15 protein-coding genes and 1 pseudogene are annotated in these 17,008 nt (G+C 38.7%); 8 read left to right on the top strand and 8 right to left on the bottom strand.

Annotation, left to right across the window (positions count from 1 at the left end; translation table 11 throughout):
- Window positions 1-19 precede the first annotated feature (19 nt).
- Both ACEWB7_RS02950 and ACEWB7_RS02945 read right to left on the bottom strand, forming a co-directional pair.
- A complete protein-coding gene (locus ACEWB7_RS02950; protein ID WP_411580417.1) occupies window positions 20-601 on the bottom strand; it encodes a LexA family protein in 582 nt (193 codons plus the stop codon).
- Between the two features lie 197 nt (window positions 602-798).
- Window positions 799-1,854, bottom strand: coding sequence for an aromatic ring-hydroxylating oxygenase subunit alpha (locus ACEWB7_RS02945; protein ID WP_174558542.1), 1,056 nt, complete (start codon window positions 1,852-1,854; stop codon window positions 799-801).
- Between the two features lie 344 nt (window positions 1,855-2,198).
- On the opposite strand from ACEWB7_RS02945, the gene ACEWB7_RS02940 reads away from it, so the two are divergent.
- The 3 genes and pseudogenes from ACEWB7_RS02940 (at window position 2,199) to ACEWB7_RS02930 (ending at window position 5,369) form a co-directional block, all read left to right on the top strand.
- Window positions 2,199-3,188, top strand: a complete 990-nt coding sequence (locus tag ACEWB7_RS02940; RefSeq protein WP_411580416.1) for an isopenicillin N synthase family dioxygenase — start codon at window positions 2,199-2,201, stop codon at window positions 3,186-3,188.
- 26 nt (window positions 3,189-3,214) lie between these two features.
- The gene (locus ACEWB7_RS02935; RefSeq protein ID WP_017385289.1) at window positions 3,215-4,291 is read left to right on the top strand and encodes a hypothetical protein; all 1,077 of its coding nucleotides are present in this window, start codon (window positions 3,215-3,217) and stop codon (window positions 4,289-4,291) included.
- Window positions 4,288-5,369, top strand: a pseudogene (locus ACEWB7_RS02930) (BMP family ABC transporter substrate-binding protein). Before ACEWB7_RS02935 ends, ACEWB7_RS02930 begins: the two are co-directional and overlap by 4 nt.
- Before the next feature lie 74 nt (window positions 5,370-5,443).
- On the opposite strand, the gene ACEWB7_RS02925 reads toward ACEWB7_RS02930, so the two are convergent.
- Window positions 5,444-6,376, bottom strand: a complete 933-nt coding sequence (locus ACEWB7_RS02925; protein WP_411580415.1) for a LysR family transcriptional regulator — start codon at window positions 6,374-6,376, stop codon at window positions 5,444-5,446.
- Window positions 6,377-6,682: 306 nt separating this feature from the next.
- Between ACEWB7_RS02925 and ACEWB7_RS02920 the strand changes: the two genes are divergently transcribed.
- The 4 genes from ACEWB7_RS02920 to ACEWB7_RS02905 are packed head-to-tail and all read left to right on the top strand — an operon-like array spanning window position 6,683 to window position 10,788.
- Complete coding sequence (locus ACEWB7_RS02920) at window positions 6,683-7,657, top strand: isopenicillin N synthase family dioxygenase (protein ID WP_411580414.1); 975 nt, start codon at window positions 6,683-6,685, stop codon at window positions 7,655-7,657.
- Between the two features lie 16 nt (window positions 7,658-7,673).
- Complete coding sequence (locus tag ACEWB7_RS02915) at window positions 7,674-8,627, top strand: isopenicillin N synthase family dioxygenase (RefSeq protein ID WP_000735994.1); 954 nt, start codon at window positions 7,674-7,676, stop codon at window positions 8,625-8,627.
- A 17-nt stretch (window positions 8,628-8,644) separates the two neighbouring features.
- A complete protein-coding gene (locus ACEWB7_RS02910) occupies window positions 8,645-9,436 on the top strand; it encodes an outer membrane protein OmpK (protein ID WP_000739035.1) in 792 nt (263 codons plus the stop codon).
- Window positions 9,437-9,456: 20 nt separating this feature from the next.
- Window positions 9,457-10,788 (top strand): nucleobase:cation symporter-2 family protein, encoded by a 1,332-nt coding sequence (locus ACEWB7_RS02905; protein WP_004839196.1) that lies wholly within the window; start codon window positions 9,457-9,459, stop codon window positions 10,786-10,788.
- Between the two features lie 101 nt (window positions 10,789-10,889).
- On the opposite strand, the gene ACEWB7_RS02900 is transcribed toward ACEWB7_RS02905, so the two are convergent.
- The 5 genes from ACEWB7_RS02900 to ACEWB7_RS02880 form a co-directional block, all read right to left on the bottom strand.
- Entirely contained in the window at window positions 10,890-11,774 is an 885-nt protein-coding gene (locus tag ACEWB7_RS02900) for a hydrolase or metal-binding protein (protein WP_411580413.1), read from the bottom strand.
- A gap of 191 nt (window positions 11,775-11,965) precedes the next feature.
- Window positions 11,966-13,024 carry a YqaJ viral recombinase family protein gene (locus tag ACEWB7_RS02895; protein WP_411580412.1) on the bottom strand — a complete coding sequence of 353 codons (1,059 nt, stop codon included), beginning with the start codon at window positions 13,022-13,024 and terminating at the stop codon, window positions 11,966-11,968.
- Between the two features lie 197 nt (window positions 13,025-13,221).
- The gene (locus ACEWB7_RS02890; RefSeq protein ID WP_411580411.1) at window positions 13,222-14,253 is read right to left on the bottom strand and encodes a DUF932 domain-containing protein; all 1,032 of its coding nucleotides are present in this window, start codon (window positions 14,251-14,253) and stop codon (window positions 13,222-13,224) included.
- A 22-nt stretch (window positions 14,254-14,275) separates the two neighbouring features.
- Window positions 14,276-14,554 (bottom strand): hypothetical protein, encoded by a 279-nt coding sequence (locus ACEWB7_RS02885; RefSeq protein WP_411580410.1) that lies wholly within the window; start codon window positions 14,552-14,554, stop codon window positions 14,276-14,278.
- A gap of 103 nt (window positions 14,555-14,657) precedes the next feature.
- Window positions 14,658-15,566, bottom strand: coding sequence for an inovirus-type Gp2 protein (locus ACEWB7_RS02880; RefSeq protein WP_411580409.1), 909 nt, complete (start codon window positions 15,564-15,566; stop codon window positions 14,658-14,660).
- Window positions 15,567-16,027: 461 nt separating this feature from the next.
- Here ACEWB7_RS02880 and ACEWB7_RS02875 point away from each other — a divergent pair, with 461 nt between their 5' ends.
- The gene (locus tag ACEWB7_RS02875) at window positions 16,028-16,924 is read left to right on the top strand and encodes a hypothetical protein (protein WP_411580408.1); all 897 of its coding nucleotides are present in this window, start codon (window positions 16,028-16,030) and stop codon (window positions 16,922-16,924) included.
- Window positions 16,925-17,008: the final 84 nt, after the last annotated feature.

The raw sequence follows: 17,008 nt of genomic DNA, 5'->3' as shown, positions 1-17,008 counted from the left end.
AAGAGGGATAATTATTGTTTTACTTACGCTTTTTAAATGGCTTGATGACATAAGTAACGACACCCCAAATCACCATTTCCTGCCCATCTTGAAGATGAATGTCTGAATAGTCCGGGTTCTCTGCCTTAAGCCAACGATTGTTGTCATCCTCAATCATCAGGCGCTTAACAGTAAACTCATTATCGATCAGTGCAATAACGATATCTTCATGTTTGGCTTCAAGACTTCGGTCTACAACAAGTTCATCATCAATATCGATACCCGCATCACGCATAGAAAGTGAGGCAACTTTTACGATAAATGTCGCAGCCTCATTCTTAATGAGGTGTTCATTCATATCTAGAGTTTTCTCTACATAATCTTGGGCAGGAGATGGAAATCCAGCTGCAACTTTTTCAGAGGCTAAGGGAATATGCATAACGGCACTTGGATTGACCAAGGTGATAGATGCTACATCATTGAACTTGGCTTTCTTTGAGTTCGCGAGATAGTTCTTAATTTCAACTATACGAGATTCAGGAATACGAATAACTTTTGTAGGCTCATCATAGAGAGCTTTGCGTCCTGCACCTTCTCTACTTCCACCATATTGGTTTACCATCTGTGTCTCCCCCTGTACAAACTTGATATTGTAACAAAATCAAGTTTATTAATTAGAAGAAGCTAAGACAATGAAATTACGATAAATGGTGAGTCACTTTTATATTAGTATTTCTGCGAAATCAATCTCTAAACATATAAGGGAGACTACCTCCCTTATATTTCAACCAATCGAGATAATCAGGTTATCTTATATCTCTAGACCACATATCTTTTACTTAATCCCCATTCTGCCAATATCCGTCTATATGTCGTTGAAGATTTGTCTGCTGCAAAGTGCGCCTCCATTGAAACATCTAATGGAAGTTCTTCCGGTTTTTGATTCTCAACAATATCCTGATCCTCTGCAAAAATTTGTGCATTGAAGTCATATACAGCCTGTAGGTCACCCGTCGTATCAAAATTACGTGTCAACGGAACAAATAGCCTGGTTTGATTATGTGAAACAGGACAACAAGCATTCAAAATTTTTAAAATCCCATTGTTAGGAAAATAGACAGTAAGTGTTGCCGAGAATGGAGGATATACATCAAATTCTCGTTTCCATAAGAAATTCTCTGGCTCTAAATGTCTCAAACTACGAGGAAAGTTACTTACTGTAGAGATATAAATCGTTTTAAGTCCATAATCCGTTCTTTCAGTTTCATATTTGGGCACTACTGGATTATCACGATCAGCGAATGCCTTGTTATGTACCCAGGCAAAATGTGCCACATCGATAAAGCCTTCGAGCTGACGACCACTAGAACCTGCTATATCAACAAATGGTGGGAGTATTGATTGATGTTCATCTGAATCCCAAGTTTCAAGAACTGGAAAATTAGCTTCACTTTCATCACGGCTAAATAAGCTGGTCCAAACTAGTCCATATTTCTCAACTACAGGGAATTTAGTTAAGGTGAACCGATCTGAAATTTGGGTAAGTTCTGGTTGAGCAGGGATTTTTACGCACTTACCTTGTGCGTTATAGTTGAGCCCATGATAGGGACAAACAATATTTTCACCTTCTACCCATCCTTTACTTAATGGCACTCCTCGATGTGGACAGATATCTCTTACCAGATGAATTTCTCCACTTTCAGTTTTATAAATAGCCATTTTGACATCAAGAAGCTGAACTTGCTGCGGTTGAGTCGTTACATCCTGGATTTGAACTACCGGATACCAATGCTGCGCTAGAATATTCCAGTCATTTGGGTCAAATTGACTACATTGTGGCTGAGTGAATAAATTGAGAACTGGTATTGCATTCATTTTAGCGCTGCCCCTCTTATAAGTTATTGATTAATTCAAACTTCTTAGCATTGCTGCATCATGACTTTTTCTTTTCTATCTGTCTATTAAAGACTTTAGGAATGGTATTTCTAATTTTTAGAACACTTTTCTTATTATTGTTCTTCTTATCTAAACTTAACGAATAACTAGCATTTTATAACTCATCACAATTCTTAATTGATGCTGAATTACTTGGACTCCTATTACTACTCTGACTTTATTTAGTGTTGCCTTTTTGGCAACGAGTTGAGCGAGATTCTCTGCTATGCACGGAATTAAATTGTCATTAAGTTGATAACAACAAAGTTCAAAGAGCCACAAAAATGTTGATATACATACCACCTTCTACGGCTAAAAGTATTCCAGTAATCGACTTAAGCGACAGTTTTTCCGATAACCTGGAAAACCGGAAATCTGTTGCGTGGGAAATCCATAAAGCATGCAGAACAACAGGTTTCTTCTATATTAAAAATCATGGTATCGCTTCTGAAGTTCTCCAAAAACAATTAGACATTGCAAAACAGTTTTTTGACCTTCCGATTGAAAAGAAACTAGAAGTTGATTTCAAAAACTCCAAATGCCTTCGTGGTTATGAACCAATGGCAGCTCAAACACTTGATGAAGGCTCTCCTCCTGACTTAAAAGAAGGGTTCATGTCAGGGAAAAATCTAGATTCAAGTCACCCATATGTCCAAAAAGGCTATCCACAACATGGGCAGAATCAGTGGCCTGAAGATCTTCCTGAAATGAAGACCCAGACCGAAACCTATATTCAACAGACTTTAAAACTGGGTAAGCATCTAGCTGGCCTATTGGCACTTTCTCTTGGGCTTGAAGAAAACTACTTCGAGGCAGGCTATGATGAAACTGTCATTATTACCCGTATGCTTCACTATCCTCCTCAATCTGAAAAAATTGTAAACAATCAGCTAGGGTGCGGTGCGCACACTGATTGGGGGTTACTGACGCTCTTATTGCAAGATGAAGTAGGTGGACTAGAAGTACGCAATAGTGAGGGTGAATGGATACGTGCACCTCACATACCAGATACTTTTATCGTAAACCTCGGTGATTTAGTCCAATTCATGACTAATGGACTCTACCTCTCAAATATGCACCGTGTTTTCAATAGTAAAGCAGGTGTCTCACGTTATTCGGTTCCAACCTTCTTTGACTTGGATTACGAATACAAAATCAAAACGCTGCAAAATTTAGGTGATCAATTTAAGGCTGAACCTAAAGAAATGACTGTAGGTGAATACCTAGCCTATATGTATCAAAAAACTTACGCATCGAAAAAAGAAGCCGTTTAATTTATTCAACAGTTGGTATCAAAATTATGAAAAAAATGTTTCCTCTAGGTTGTGCTGGTTTAGGCATTCAAAACTCATCAAAAGAACGACCAGTAAGCCTGAATGAGCCTACTATTCTCGAACAGTTCGAAATGCTAAAAGCTGCGGAGGTCTTTGATTTTTTGGATCGTATCCCTCTTGAAGATAGTCAAATAGATGCTTACATCAAGGCAAGTCAGAAAACAAATATCCCTATTTATTCTGGTTGTGGCTTATATGTCATTGGCAAGGATGAGGAAGCATTCAAACAGGATATTAATCGTAGTGCCGCTGTAGGGGCCAAATTCCACAACATGATGATTTGGGCAAAACATGCAGATGGTCATTATGTAACGAACGAAGAAGTTGCTAAAACTTATATCGATTTCTACACCTACGCTCAAAGTAAAGGAATAACGGTTACCTTAGAGTGCCACGTTGATAACTGGTCTGAAGATTATCGTCGAGTAATTCCGGTGGCAGATCTTATAGAAAAAGAAGGTGTGCCGTTTGAGTTTGCAATGGATTACAGCCATTGTATTTTTAAAATTGAAAATGAAATTGAGCTTGCTGTATCACAAATGCGTGATGATCCTAAAGCTATCAGAAAGTTAGATCCTTTTAATAATGATAGTTTTGCAGATGATTGGCTGAATCGAAATTTAGTTACATGGGGGCAGATCCGTCCTGCAGTCCCTAATAATCCAGTTAACTGGTTGGCATTTGAAACAGGACCATATAATGGCTTAGGAACGAATCGTCCAGGTCGAGGAATTCAGTATCCATTTAATCAACCTATGGAAGGCGAATGGCATACAGACTTCTGGCATGCATATAAGCTTGCACCAACCAAAGAGGTCATCCGTAAAATCATTGATAGTTACTTGAACAATCCAAATTCTAAAGTACAGCTCATGACAGTAGATAACATCAATTTAGAGTCTTATGGCTTAAATTGGAAATACAACATGTTTGCCGATAGTTGCAGTGTTGCCCGTTATATTCGTGAGATTTATGAGGAGCGACTGGCAATATTTATGGCAAAACAAAATGCAGTTGATACTCTTCAAAGGGCTTCTGCATGAAAAAACTCCTGAATCTAAAATATATTTTGGCCAATACCAGCCTTTTAGGTTTTTTACTTATCAGTGGGGCCAATCCAGCATTGGCCGCTGATCAAGCAGCTTTTGTCTATGTCGCGCATAAAAATGAATATGGTTGGTCTTATTCGCACGATATAGGACGCATGAAAACAGAAAAAGCCTTACAGGGTAAATTTAAGACCTCTTATATCGAAAATATTCTAGATAATGCTGATTCTGAACGTACATTCCGAAGACTCGCACAACAAGGGAATAATTTGCCACCACGTTTGGGTATATGAATACTATTGAAAAGGTAGCTAAACAGTTCCCGAACACCATTTTTATGCATGCTAACGGATTTAAAACTGCAAAAAATGTAGGTGTCTATGATATCCGAACCTATGAGGGCTCTTACTTGCAAGGGGTATTAGCAGGCTATAAGACTAAAAGTAATATTCTGGGTGTTGTAGCACCGTTCCCAATTCCTGAAGTCATTAGAGACATTAATGCTTATACACTTGGGGCTCAATCTGTAAATCCAAAAATTAAGACCAAGGTGGTCTGGATTAACACTTGGTTCGATCCAGGAAAAGAGCGTGAGGCTGCATTTGCATTGATCTCACAAAATGCTGATGTATTATCACAAGTCACCAACTCCCCCGCTGTAGTTCAAGCTGCTCAGGAAAAAGGAAAATTTGCCTTTGGCTGGAACTCAGATATGGGTAAGTTTGCTCCTAAAGGTCACCTAGCTGCATCAGTGTTATATTGGGAAAAAATCTATACCCCTGTTTTGCAACAAGTGCATAACAAAACATGGAAGCCTGGATCTACATGGTATGGTGTCAAGGAAGGTGCCATCGATATAACTGGTTTTGGCCCAATGGTCACTAACAATGAAAAAATGAACGTTTTGGCAGTGCGAGATAAAATTCGTAATGGTCAATATGTTGTGTTTAGTGGACCTCTTCACAAACAAGATGGAACATTACTTTTAGAAAAAGGCAAACATCTCTCAAATACGCAATTGATGAGTATGAATTACTTCGTTAAAGGCGTGGATGCTGCTTATCCTAAATAAACATGAATAAGCCCTTATTGAAGAATTTCAATAAGGGCTTAGCTTTTTTGATGTTTATACCTTTCAGATTAAGCTTAGGACCCTGCTTCGCCTCTCTGCAATATTTCGTCTGCAATGAGCCTAGAGAGAGCATCTGTCGCTGTAGAAAGATAATGACCTTTACGTGCATAGAGACCTAAATCACAGTAAATACCATTGTTATCATTCAGTGGGATATAACGAAGGCGATTATTGATTATTTCATTTTCCAACCCAAAGAATGTCTGAAAACCAATTCCCTTATTCCTGAGTATTAACTGTTTCATTAATTCCAAAGAACTCGTTTGCATTTTAAAATTTGGAATAGCATGTTGTGCACCCGAAAATAATGGCGCTAACTGTTGATAAATAGACAAATTAGGTTTTGGCATGATCACGTCATAGTCGAGGCATTGATGGAATGACACCGTCTTTTGAGAAGCCAGCGGATGGTCAGTCGATACAATTGCACCTAATTTAAAATGGGATATTGCTATTTGATGCAAATCATTATGCTTTGGCAAGGCAAAAGCCAAGCCTAGATCCACCCGATTTTCAATGATTTCATTAGGGATATCTTTTGAGCCTAAAATTGTAACCCCTACAGTTACATTAGGATATTTGACCTGGAATTTTTCAATAATCTCTGGCAGTAAATTAATCGCTAGTGTTTCAACACTCGCAATTTCAACATGACCTTTATAAAGCCCTTTCAGTGCATCCAATTCATTCTGCAATCGCTTAGTATCTCTCAGTACTAAACTAATATGTCTTGAAAACAACTCACCTGCATGAGTAAGCACCATACCCGAAGGCACCCGATTGAATAATGGTGCTCCAATTTCATCTTCGAGTTTTAAAATTTGCCTATTTACAGCGGAAGATACGACATTTAATTGTCTGGCTGCTTCCCTGATTGAACCGCACCGGCGTACAGCATCAAAATAATGAATTGCTGCTGAGTGAAAGCGAAGACCACGTGTACTCATTTTAACATCACATCCTATTCCAATTTTAAAGCCCCAATCCATTTATAAATTTGAATGAGCTATTGAAATAGAAGCAAAAAACTTGCCATTAAGTAGCAGCCATTTTTTGGACCTAAAGCATTATTTTCAGTGCATCCCGTTGCTTTTTCGGCATCATCACTCATTTTAAAAAGTTTAAGCAATTGTTTTTATTTAATTAATTAAGAATAGCTCTCTTTTTGGCATCAGCTTGCTCGATATTCATTGCTATGCGGTCTCATGATTATTTTATAAAAAAAGAAAACATTATTTTTGAGAGATTGCTACATGACTGCGCTGGAAAACAATCAAAACATTACCTCTATACCCATCATCGATATTTCTGGACTTTTGGATAATGACATACAAACGCACCAAAACATTGCCTCACATATTCGGAAAGCATGCTTAGATAAAGGTTTTTTTTACATTATGGGACATGGAGTTTCTAAAGCATTACAAGATAAGGTTTTTGAATATTCCAAATTATTTTTTAGTCTTCCCCCAGAACAGAAAAAGCATTGGTCCATAGAGCTTTCTGAAGCAAATAGAGGCTATGAACCATTAAGAGCACAAACACTTGAACCTAATTCTCCGCCTGATATAAAGGAAGGCTTTTATATCGGGAAGGAACGCTCACCTTCAGATCCTTTTGTCATCCATAAAGCTTTTAACCAAGGCCCAAACCAATGGCCAGATATTGATGGATTTAAAGAGGTAATGGAGGAATATCAAGTTGAATTGATTAAAGTCTCTGAACGACTCATGCGTGCTATTGCATTATCTCTAAACTTGGAAGCTGACTATTTCACAGAGTTTTGTAAGAATGCAGATTTAGTCACTTTACGCTTATTACACTATCCCCCTCAACCAGCTAATGCTCAACCAAATGAAAAAGGTTGCGGGGCACATACTGATTTCGGCGGGCTTACTCTATTACTTCAAGACCATAATCGTGGTTTACAAGTATGGGATCAGTCAACAAACCAATGGATTTGGGCAGAGCCTATTGAAGATAGTTATGTCGTTAACCTAGGTGACCTAATCTCTATGTGGACGAACAATACATATAGATCCACCCTCCATCGCGTCATCAACATCTCAGGTGGGGAACGATATTCTGTTCCATTCTTCTACAGCGGTAATCACCAGTATCAGATTGAATGCATTCGAGAGTGTTTGGAGGAAAACTCAGAACCGCTATATCCACCAATCAGTGTTGAACAGCATTATCGTAACATGTTCAAAAAAACATATATCTAATAATAAGGAGTTTCCCATGAAAAAATTACCAGTTATCGACATTGCACCTCTTTATGACGTTAACCATCCTGATTATGCAGATATATGCAACCAAATTGACCAAGCATGTCGTGAATGGGGGTTCTTCTATATCAGTGGTTATAAACCGAATCACCTTGCAGAAGTTCAAAGTTTAGCTAAAGAGTTTTTTAGTAAGCCTCTACAAGAGAAATTAGAAATAGATATTCAAAAGAATAAAATTGCACATAGAGGATATGGTGCATTAGGAGTAGAACAACTGAACCCTGACTTACCTGAAGACTTTAAAGAAATATATGACATGGGTGTCCATTTAGAAGCTAATCATCCCGAAGTCATTAATCAAGAACCTCTAAGGGGACCAAATGTTTATCCAAATATTGAAGGGTGGAAAGTAGCTACAGAAGAGTATTTTGATGAAATGGTGGATTTAGCAAAAATATTGCTTAATGCCATGTCTCATGCCATTGGTCTTCCGCAAAATTATTTTGATCATTGTCTGCAAGACAGCCTATGTTTTCTCCGGTTAATTCATTATCCGCCTACCTTAGACAATACAGACTCTCAAGGTTTTAATGCGGGAACACATACTGATTATGGGTGTGTAACTATTTTGGCTCAGGATGAAGTAGGTGGATTACAAGTTCAGGATGTAAATGGTAATTGGATCGATGCTCCTCCTATACCTAACACCTATGTAATCAATATCGGAGATATGATGGCACGATGGTCAAATGATCTCTATAAATCGACACCTCATCGCGTTTCGAGTCCTAAAGGAAAACAAAGATTCTCATTTCCATTTTTCATACAACCTAGTCCAAAAACGATAATTCGCTGCCTACCTAACTGTTATAACGAATCAAATCCTCCTAAGTACTTACCAATTACTAGTATGGAATATTTGCAATCACGTTTTAGTGCAACCTACAAACATCGTGCTGAAGTTTGAATATCGGAAACAATTATATGAAAAAAAATGCGCCCTATCTATTTTTAAGCACATGTTTAATAAGCACTTATTCTTTTGCTGAGGAATCATGGTTAAATTGGCAATCCAATAGTATTTCTGCACTTTACGGTAAAGGTTTTGAAGTAGAGCCTGATACACATGAAACGATTACTTTTGAACATGCGAGCAGTTGGAAATGGGGGGATCTCTATCTATTTGTCGACACTTATTGGTTTGACGGTGAAAAGACTGCTTCCCAAGGTCATAATGCGGTCTATACAGAAATTGCTCCCCGCTTTTCAATAGGAAAACTAACCAATACGAATTTGAGCTTTGGGCCAGTGAAAGATGTCCTAATAGCTACAAGCTTTGACTTAAGCATCCAAGATCAGCCTGGTTATGACGATATGTGGACTTATTTAGTTGGTCCAGGTTTTGACCTTGATATCAAAGGCTTTGATTATTTCACCCTTAATTTTTACTATCGCATTCCAGACGATGGAAACACCCCAAGTGGACAATGGCAAATCACTCCTTGCTGGTCATATACCGTCCCATTTCTTAAATCATCAATCATTTTTGATGGATACATTGATTGGGTAGTCAATTCCAAAGGTAATAACTCTTCCGACTTTCACTTTAACCCACAAATCAAATATGACCTTAGCCCTCATCTAGGCTTAAGCCCAAAAAAATTAGCAGCAGGTATTGAATACGACTATTGGAAAAACAAATTCTTAATCGAAGACACTCCATATTTTAAAACTAATCAAAATGCTACTAGTTTCATCGTCAAATATACCTTTTAGGCTGAAGGAGAAAAACATATATGACTAACACAATCACAGCCAATAACTTAAAACCAAGCTCCATGATTTTTCTCAGTATCCAGCACGTCTTGGTAATGTATGCAGGTGCTGTTTCAATTCCCCTAATTGTTGGAGGAGCTTTAGGGTTAAGCACTGCAGAAATTGCTTTCTTAATTACTGCAGATCTATTTGTTTGTGGCATTGCCACCCTCATTCAAACTATTGGTTTTAAAAATGTAGGTATTCGCTTTCCCATTATGATGGGAGTTACCTTTACTGCAGTAGGCCCAATGATTGCAATTGGGACTAATCCAGATATGGGACTACTAAGTGTATTTGGGGCAATCATTATCGCAGGGATCTTTGGCTTCCTGATTTCACCATTTATTGGAAAGTTAATACGATTCTTCCCTCCTGTGGTGACAGGAACTCAAATTCTTGTGATTGGTCTATCTCTCATTGGTATTGCAGGCACATGGTCCGCTGGCGGATATGGGGTAAAAGACTTTGGAAATCCATTGTACTTATCTATCGCTGCCTGTGTTCTATTAAGCATTATTATCATCAGCCGTTATGTTAAAGGCTTTTTGGGCAACATTTCAGTTCTAATCGGGATGGGAATTGGTTATATCATCGCTGCATTTTCTGGCCTCATCTCTTTAGACAAGATAGATGAAAGCCCATGGTTAGGTTGGGTGATGCCATTTCACTTCGGTATTCCAGAGTTTAACTTTTGGGCTGTCTTGACTATGTGCGTAGTCATGCTGGTTATTTTCATTGAAACAGCTGGGATGTTCATGGCTGTAGGTGAAATTGTTGAAGAAGAAGTGGATCAGGAAAAATTGACTCGCGGTTTTAGAGCTGACAGCCTTGGCACAATGATTGGTGGGATTTTTAATATCTTCCCGTATACATCCTATGCTCAGAACATCGGTTTGCTAGCGATCACAGGTGTTAAGAATCGCAGTGTATGTGCTTTAGCTGGTGTGTTTTTAATCCTTTTAGGTCTATTTCCTAAAATAGCTTACTTTGTTGCGTCTATACCCTCATGTGTTCTAGGTGGAGCCGCATTGTTTATGTTTGGGATGGTGACATCTAATGGTATCAAAGTACTGCAGCGTGTCGACTTTCAAAATGTGAATAATCTCTACATCATTGCAGTCAGTGCCGGCATAGGTATGTTGCCTGTATTCTCACCTACTATTTTCTCACAACTACCATCTTATCTTTCACCTCTGTTAAACAGCCCAATTTTGCTAACGGCTTTTTGTGCTGTGATTTTGAATGCTGTTCTCAATCGAAAACAGCGGATATTGGATGAACAGTATCTTCAGAAATTGAAAGATGCATAAATATCAGATACACAGCTTAAAACATTCTTGTTCTATGTAAAAAAGGGAGCTAATGCTCCCTTAATTCATTGATATCAGTAAAAAGTTTCCTCTTATTTAACTCAGTTCAAAGCTGTCACAGATCCTTTCAATCCCTGCTGGATATCGAACGCATTCTGTTCTACCACAGGCTGGTGCAGACCTTCTTCCTGATAAAACTCGTCCACCACATCTAGCCCCTCCTCAATATCCATTTCAAACAAACCATTCGCAAATCCCTGCCTTGCCGTTTGATCTAAAGCCTCTTGATTAAACCCGGCTTGTTTACTCTGTTGGTCTATATCCCTTGCAGTCTGAAGTGCGGACTGTAAATCTACTCCCTCCCTTAAAGTCAGATCCACGTAATACACAGGCTGACGATAACTCTGCGTTGTGCTTTTACCTCGTAATGTCAGTTGCAATGGCAAACATGACAGCAAACCATTTGAAGCTGCATGGTAATAGCTCAGCCGTGCAGCCAAAGTCCGAATACTATTAAAGCCTGTAGTTCTAAAGATGAAGGTGCCAAACTCATCCGATTCATCTAAGTTCACATGCAAACGCCCGTAGGGCTTGCAGTTCCCTCCTTGAGCCAATGGACATAAATCAGGGGATGGACAGGGAAGTTGCTCCACGCCTTGATTGGTTAAACGTTGGCAGGTTTCTCCATTACCGACACAGACAGGTCTTCCAGTCTGTCGGTCAAACAGGCTGTATTCTGCACGCAGGTTTAAATCAGGATCATTAAAGATCATTCTGACAGGGATTGAACGTAGCTTTTGATTCGGAGCATTCGCTCGCAGCTGATCATCCAGTGGATGTTTAACCCAGCCTTCTTTGCTTTGAATCTGGGAAGTAATGGTGAACTGGTCATCCTTTTCCGGTAGGCGTTTGCCATTCTTCTCGATCATCCGACCGATACTGATCCGTCCGAGTATTGGAGGAGTAATTGCTAAACCTTTAATCATGTTGATATTCCTTAATGTATTACCTTACAAATTTGGGTCTATGTATGTAGGTCAGAACAAGGACCAAATAAGTTACCCAAAGAATGTAGAGCCAGATAAAGTGCTACAGAGATCGCTCCCCGCTCTCTACCGAAGGGTAGAGAGCGGGGAGCGATTTTTGTGAATTTTTGATTTGGTGCTGTAGATAGGACTTAGTCGGTATAGATGTTAAATCGACGACTGCCCTGCTTTTGAAGTGGATAAAGCTCGATGAGTTCAGGCTGGTGCTGAAGCAATGCTTTGGTATTGAGACTGATAGAATCCTTGGCTTTCTTCCAGACTACTGAGCCATGAGCAAAGACTGCCCTTTCCTTGTCTTGCATCATCATCTGGATTTCATGTTTAAGCTGGTCAAAGCGTTCCTGCTTATGCTGAATCTCTTCTTTCATTTTGATGAGCTGGTCGAACATCAAATTGGCATTTTCATTTTGCGAGAGATCCTCTACGGTTAAAGGTACATGCGCTGGATAAAGTTGTTGAATCGCTTTAGCTGCGGATTCACTTGCATCCACGGATGGTGGTGTATCCTTTTCCACGCATTCCCAGAAATATCGTTCTGCTTGAACAATATGTTCAATCACGGATTCTGATCGTGTCACTTTGAAGATCTTGGTTTCATGCCCACAGAGCAATACACAGACGTGAGCTGCCTGTTTACCTGTCACTGCAAGTTGGTGTTGTACCTGACACAAGACATAAAGTGGTACACCATCACGCCAAAGCTTAGCTCCATGTTCCCCTGCTGTTTTGCATTCAAGGATCTGCACTTCATCACTTCCCACAACGGAGTAATCCAAATTTGCCAACATGAAATGCTTGTCAGGATCAGGGTGCTGTAACACGGCATTGACTCGACGTACCTTATTATTGGTGTGCATGCTGTAATACTCAGCCACTAAAGGTTCAAGCTGTTTGCCCCAGTACAGTGGGGCAACACCTGTACTTTCATCTTCAATGGACTGAGCTTGTCGACCTGTTTTGATTAGCCACAGTTCTAGCATCGACATGTATGGGTTTAAGCCACATGCTGTTGCTGCATCACTGCTGCCAATGCCTTGTTTACGGACTTCAAGCCAATCTTGATACGCCATATCTTTGGTGTTGACTAAGCGTTTTGCAGAACTAGCTCGTTTAGGTGTAGTTAATGGATTTAATGCAGTTTGAACACCTGCCTGTACAGTCTGATTTGAAATCGGTGCGATTTGATTCATGGTTCTATCCTTATAAATTTCAGTTTTTGTAAAAAAGAAGCGCATAAAAAAGCCATACCCGACACGAGGTCGGGTATGGCGATATGCATGCTGATTCAGATTATTGATTGTGAGTAGTAAGTAGAGAGAGTTACGTGTGTGCTGTACTCAGCGATTGTTGAGACTTGCGGGGTTAAGGTTAGATGGATTACATGAGCTTAGGCTATCAAAGATAAAGCCTGTTCCAGTCCACGTTGCTTAAGACCTGCGCCTGCACCAAACCAAGCTGAATCAAGACGATGATCGGTACTCATGGCACGTCGTTCATGATCCACAAATTCTGTGATCGAACACAGCAAGCCATAAGCAGTGTCTTTGGCGGATGACAGGTCAGCACCACGCCCTTGCCCATTGAACATATCCAAAGCTTTATTCATGGCACGACCATTTGGTTCAGGCTTTTTCTCTTGAGCTTGCTGCGCGACATTACGATAGAACTGAATGATGTTTTCTTCAGAATCGGAAATTGACATGGTGCTGTTGTTGAATACGGCATCAAAATAAGCTTTGGCTTCCTGCTGACTCACTTTACGCTGTGTGAGTTGTTTCATTTCATACATGTGCTCATCCCAGGCACGAACTGAAATACCCAATTGCTGCTTCACTTTTTCTGCATCAAACTTGGTACTATGTGGAACCTTCACCACACCTGCACTACTGCTCTGCCCACGTAACGCAATAGCTAAAGTGTTGTTACAGACTACTCGGATACTTGTGAACTGTGCTGTCGTTGCCAAGGTGCCATCACACGCAGTAGCCAGCAGGATATAACCATTACTGACATCCTTAGACTTTAACGCGGTACTTTGCCCGGTACGTGCCAAAGCCCAGAACTTCTTCCCACCTTTCAAAACCCCTGCGGTTTCTAACTCAAAGCCAGATTGCTCAGTCAGATCCCGGTAGAACTCTAGAATCTCTTTAGGTTGAACTTCCTGATAACGCTGACTGACTACAGATAAAGGTGCATGGGTATCTGAACGATACAACACTCGCTGTTCTTCAAATGGCATGATAATGCTCTGACCACGCTCATTCTGTGCCATATAACTGACATTCGAGGATTCGATCCGCCAGTCCATCCCCGCTTGCTGTGCCCATACTTCCAGTGGTTGATTCGGACTTAACTGATTACCCAGACCATGCCAAGGGGTTTCGCCAACATAGGCGATTTGTTCGATTTGATGTGCCATCGTTCTTATCTCCTATGATGATTCAACGAAAATTCTGCTGACAGTGATTGCAGTGATAGTAGGTCATAGTGACAGGATTTTTGGGCTCATCAAACATGCTACTAAATAGGCCACCAATGACTGCACCTGCAATACCACCAATGAATGGAGATACAGGCAGTGGCAAACTCTTTGAAATGGATGCACCAATGGTTGCGAACGAAGCTGATGCTGCTAGACCTGTAGAATCAGAACCATTCACCTGCTGATTAACCACCTGAATGACTTGATCCGATAAGCAATAAGGACAATTTAAACTCATAATATATACCTCTAGAAATGACAAAGGCTCGCCGATGGGCAAGCCTTGCAAAGTTAAAAAACTCGTTTTCATCTAGATAATGTATATCTGAGATTATTTTCATTTAGCGTCGATCATACTGCACTCTTAACTGACCTTTACCAAATACTCTTCGCCCTCTTGGTTTAACTCGTAAGTATTGAAGGGTACGTTTGTGATGATCAGTAAGGTATTGCATTGCCTCAATGAAATTTGTCACTTGGGTTGAATCACGACGATAAATCACACCAATCCCCAGCTTATTCTCTCTTCGAAGTTTCGCTAGACGTTCACGGTTCCAACAATTATAGCCTTGACCATAACCTCTAGTAATATCCTTCCATAACTCAATAATTTCATTCCCCCAATATTCCGCGCTTCCAGCACGGTAGGCATTATCATAAATGATTGCTAAGTGACAGTGAAAACCTTTACTTTTACCGCCTTGCTCCACTCCCCACATATACCCGATCACATGTTTAAATATGCCATCCTTATTCTGGATACGATTAAGCAGTATATCTAAGTCCTTATAAATATCTTCAACTCTAATTCGACTAGAATATTTTTGCAAATAACCCAAGTCTACACGAGCAACTAATATTCGACTGCATTTATTAAGTATTAATCTACAATATTCCTGCACTTCAATTTTATTTTCATCTTTCTGTTTTTCAATAGTTTCATAATCTTTCTTGAAAAGCTCAAATAAATCTAAAAACCATTTTCTTATCTCTCTGTACCCAATTATCTTTAACTCATCCATAAGTTCAAGATAACCAGAGTCTATTCTCTGTAAGTCATATCTCAGAATTACAAAGAATTTAAGATAACCTGTGTATTCATCATCAGGATCATAAATATCATTAAAGTCAAATAATAGATCTATAAGCTGTGAATAGAATCCATCCCATTTTGTACGTTCTCTTTTTAAACGTTTTAAAAATTTCTCAATCTCAAGTGTAAGTTTTTCCTGATTAATTGAAACTCTCATGTTTAAACCTATGTGTGATAGTTACATAAGAGATAGGGAATTCAGTATATATATACATTTACTTCACAATAAAGTGTTACCTAATAAACGATTAGATTAATAACCAAAGCTTTAGGGAGTCCAAATTCCTCCTGTAGTGCAGTACCTATTCTCCACATGAAAAACTTTTCCTCCCTGCTCTACGCTTAAATTCATGCAGGCTCTAGTCTCAAAAAAGCTAGAATTAAGGAATAAAATGAATTTTAGACTATATCGTTTTAGTACCTAATTTTAGTTATAAAAAAATTAAATTAAAAACTTATATTGCCTAAACATTTTTTATTTATAACCCCCTTATCCCTTAGTAGAAAGCTTTTAAAAATATAGTGCAAAACAAGGGGAAATAGAGTGAAAAACTTAGTAGAAAGTATTGTTTTTATTACCTAAAGTATGACGTAAGCTTTTTAAAAACAGGATACAAAATGCGCAATTCTGAACTAGACAATCTTAAATCATTCCTGACACAACTTCGAGATGAAGATCTTATCTGGGTACTATATGTCTATCATCGCCCAAATATTGATAACAATCGCAGAATACGGGAGAGCAACGATGCTATAGAAAAAGACATCGCAAAACTGAACAGCCTAGATAAACTCAGGAACATAAGTAAATTTATAATTGATGAAATGAATAATAGTAGTGATGATGATATCTATTATTTTTTACGTGATTTAAAGGATTTTCAATCTAGAATCACAATACATTCTTTTGACTTTAATAAAATTAAAGATAATCAAAGATTCTTACAATTTGCATGCAAAGTCTTGAATGAAAAAGAAGGAGATCGCTTAATTTTAGATATAAAAAATCTATACTTCCAGCTCCTTTATCTGGCTTATACAATCCCTTTTTATTATGAAAATTCTAGATCAATTGAAAATATATATTATCGATTTGACAAAATATATTCAAAATTCAACAGTCACTTTAAATCACCATGCTCTGATTTTTTTGTATGGGCTAAAAAGTATATTAATGAAAACTCAGAATTTAGAAAATACAGAAGAGATGCATCACATGTATCTGAATATGAGACTTTAATTAACTCAATATTTGATATTATCTATTATGAAGATGAAAATATTCACTATGCTCTAAGAAAAAAATTATCTAATGCGTGGTATCAAAAAAAGCACCGTGAGGAGAAAAAGGTGAAAAAACCTAACTATTACGCATTAACAAAAAGAGCTAGAGAAGCGTTGCTTACATTAGCTTTCAAGAATGGTGTGTCCGAAGAGCAAATGATCGAAAGACTCATCAATGAAACCTATGCCAAAGAATGCTGTTCAGTCGATGGAGAAAACCTATATTTGTAAAAATAATCTTTCCACCAGTCACACCCAATCTAGTCCATTGTATAACTAAGATTGGGTTTGTACATGCAATCCTAATGAAAACAG

This window comes from Acinetobacter sp. NIOH-H-8, from assembly GCF_046635365.1.
Classification (GTDB): Bacteria; Pseudomonadota; Gammaproteobacteria; order Pseudomonadales; family Moraxellaceae; genus Acinetobacter.
Note: the sequence above shows the minus strand (reverse complement) of the source record. Positions and strands in the feature narration are given on the sequence as shown.

Bases quoted from the DNA above. Each gene is read 5' to 3' on its own strand.
- ACEWB7_RS02950 (WP_411580417.1), bottom strand. From the start codon at position 601: ATGGTAAACCAATATGGTGGAAGTAGAGAAGGTGCAGGACGCAAAGCT.
- ACEWB7_RS02945 (WP_174558542.1), bottom strand. From the start codon at position 1,854: ATGAATGCAATACCAGTTCTCAATTTATTCACTCAGCCACAATGTAGT.
- ACEWB7_RS02940 (WP_411580416.1), top strand. From the start codon at position 2,199: ATGTTGATATACATACCACCTTCTACGGCTAAAAGTATTCCAGTAATC.
- ACEWB7_RS02935 (WP_017385289.1), top strand. From the start codon at position 3,215: ATGAAAAAAATGTTTCCTCTAGGTTGTGCTGGTTTAGGCATTCAAAAC.
- ACEWB7_RS02925 (WP_411580415.1), bottom strand. From the start codon at position 6,376: ATGAGTACACGTGGTCTTCGCTTTCACTCAGCAGCAATTCATTATTTT.
- ACEWB7_RS02920 (WP_411580414.1), top strand. From the start codon at position 6,683: ATGACTGCGCTGGAAAACAATCAAAACATTACCTCTATACCCATCATC.
- ACEWB7_RS02915 (WP_000735994.1), top strand. From the start codon at position 7,674: ATGAAAAAATTACCAGTTATCGACATTGCACCTCTTTATGACGTTAAC.
- ACEWB7_RS02910 (WP_000739035.1), top strand. From the start codon at position 8,645: ATGAAAAAAAATGCGCCCTATCTATTTTTAAGCACATGTTTAATAAGC.
- ACEWB7_RS02905 (WP_004839196.1), top strand. From the start codon at position 9,457: ATGACTAACACAATCACAGCCAATAACTTAAAACCAAGCTCCATGATT.
- ACEWB7_RS02900 (WP_411580413.1), bottom strand. From the start codon at position 11,774: ATGATTAAAGGTTTAGCAATTACTCCTCCAATACTCGGACGGATCAGT.
- ACEWB7_RS02895 (WP_411580412.1), bottom strand. From the start codon at position 13,024: ATGAATCAAATCGCACCGATTTCAAATCAGACTGTACAGGCAGGTGTT.
- ACEWB7_RS02890 (WP_411580411.1), bottom strand. From the start codon at position 14,253: ATGGCACATCAAATCGAACAAATCGCCTATGTTGGCGAAACCCCTTGG.
- ACEWB7_RS02885 (WP_411580410.1), bottom strand. From the start codon at position 14,554: ATGAGTTTAAATTGTCCTTATTGCTTATCGGATCAAGTCATTCAGGTG.
- ACEWB7_RS02880 (WP_411580409.1), bottom strand. From the start codon at position 15,566: ATGAGAGTTTCAATTAATCAGGAAAAACTTACACTTGAGATTGAGAAA.
- ACEWB7_RS02875 (WP_411580408.1), top strand. From the start codon at position 16,028: ATGCGCAATTCTGAACTAGACAATCTTAAATCATTCCTGACACAACTT.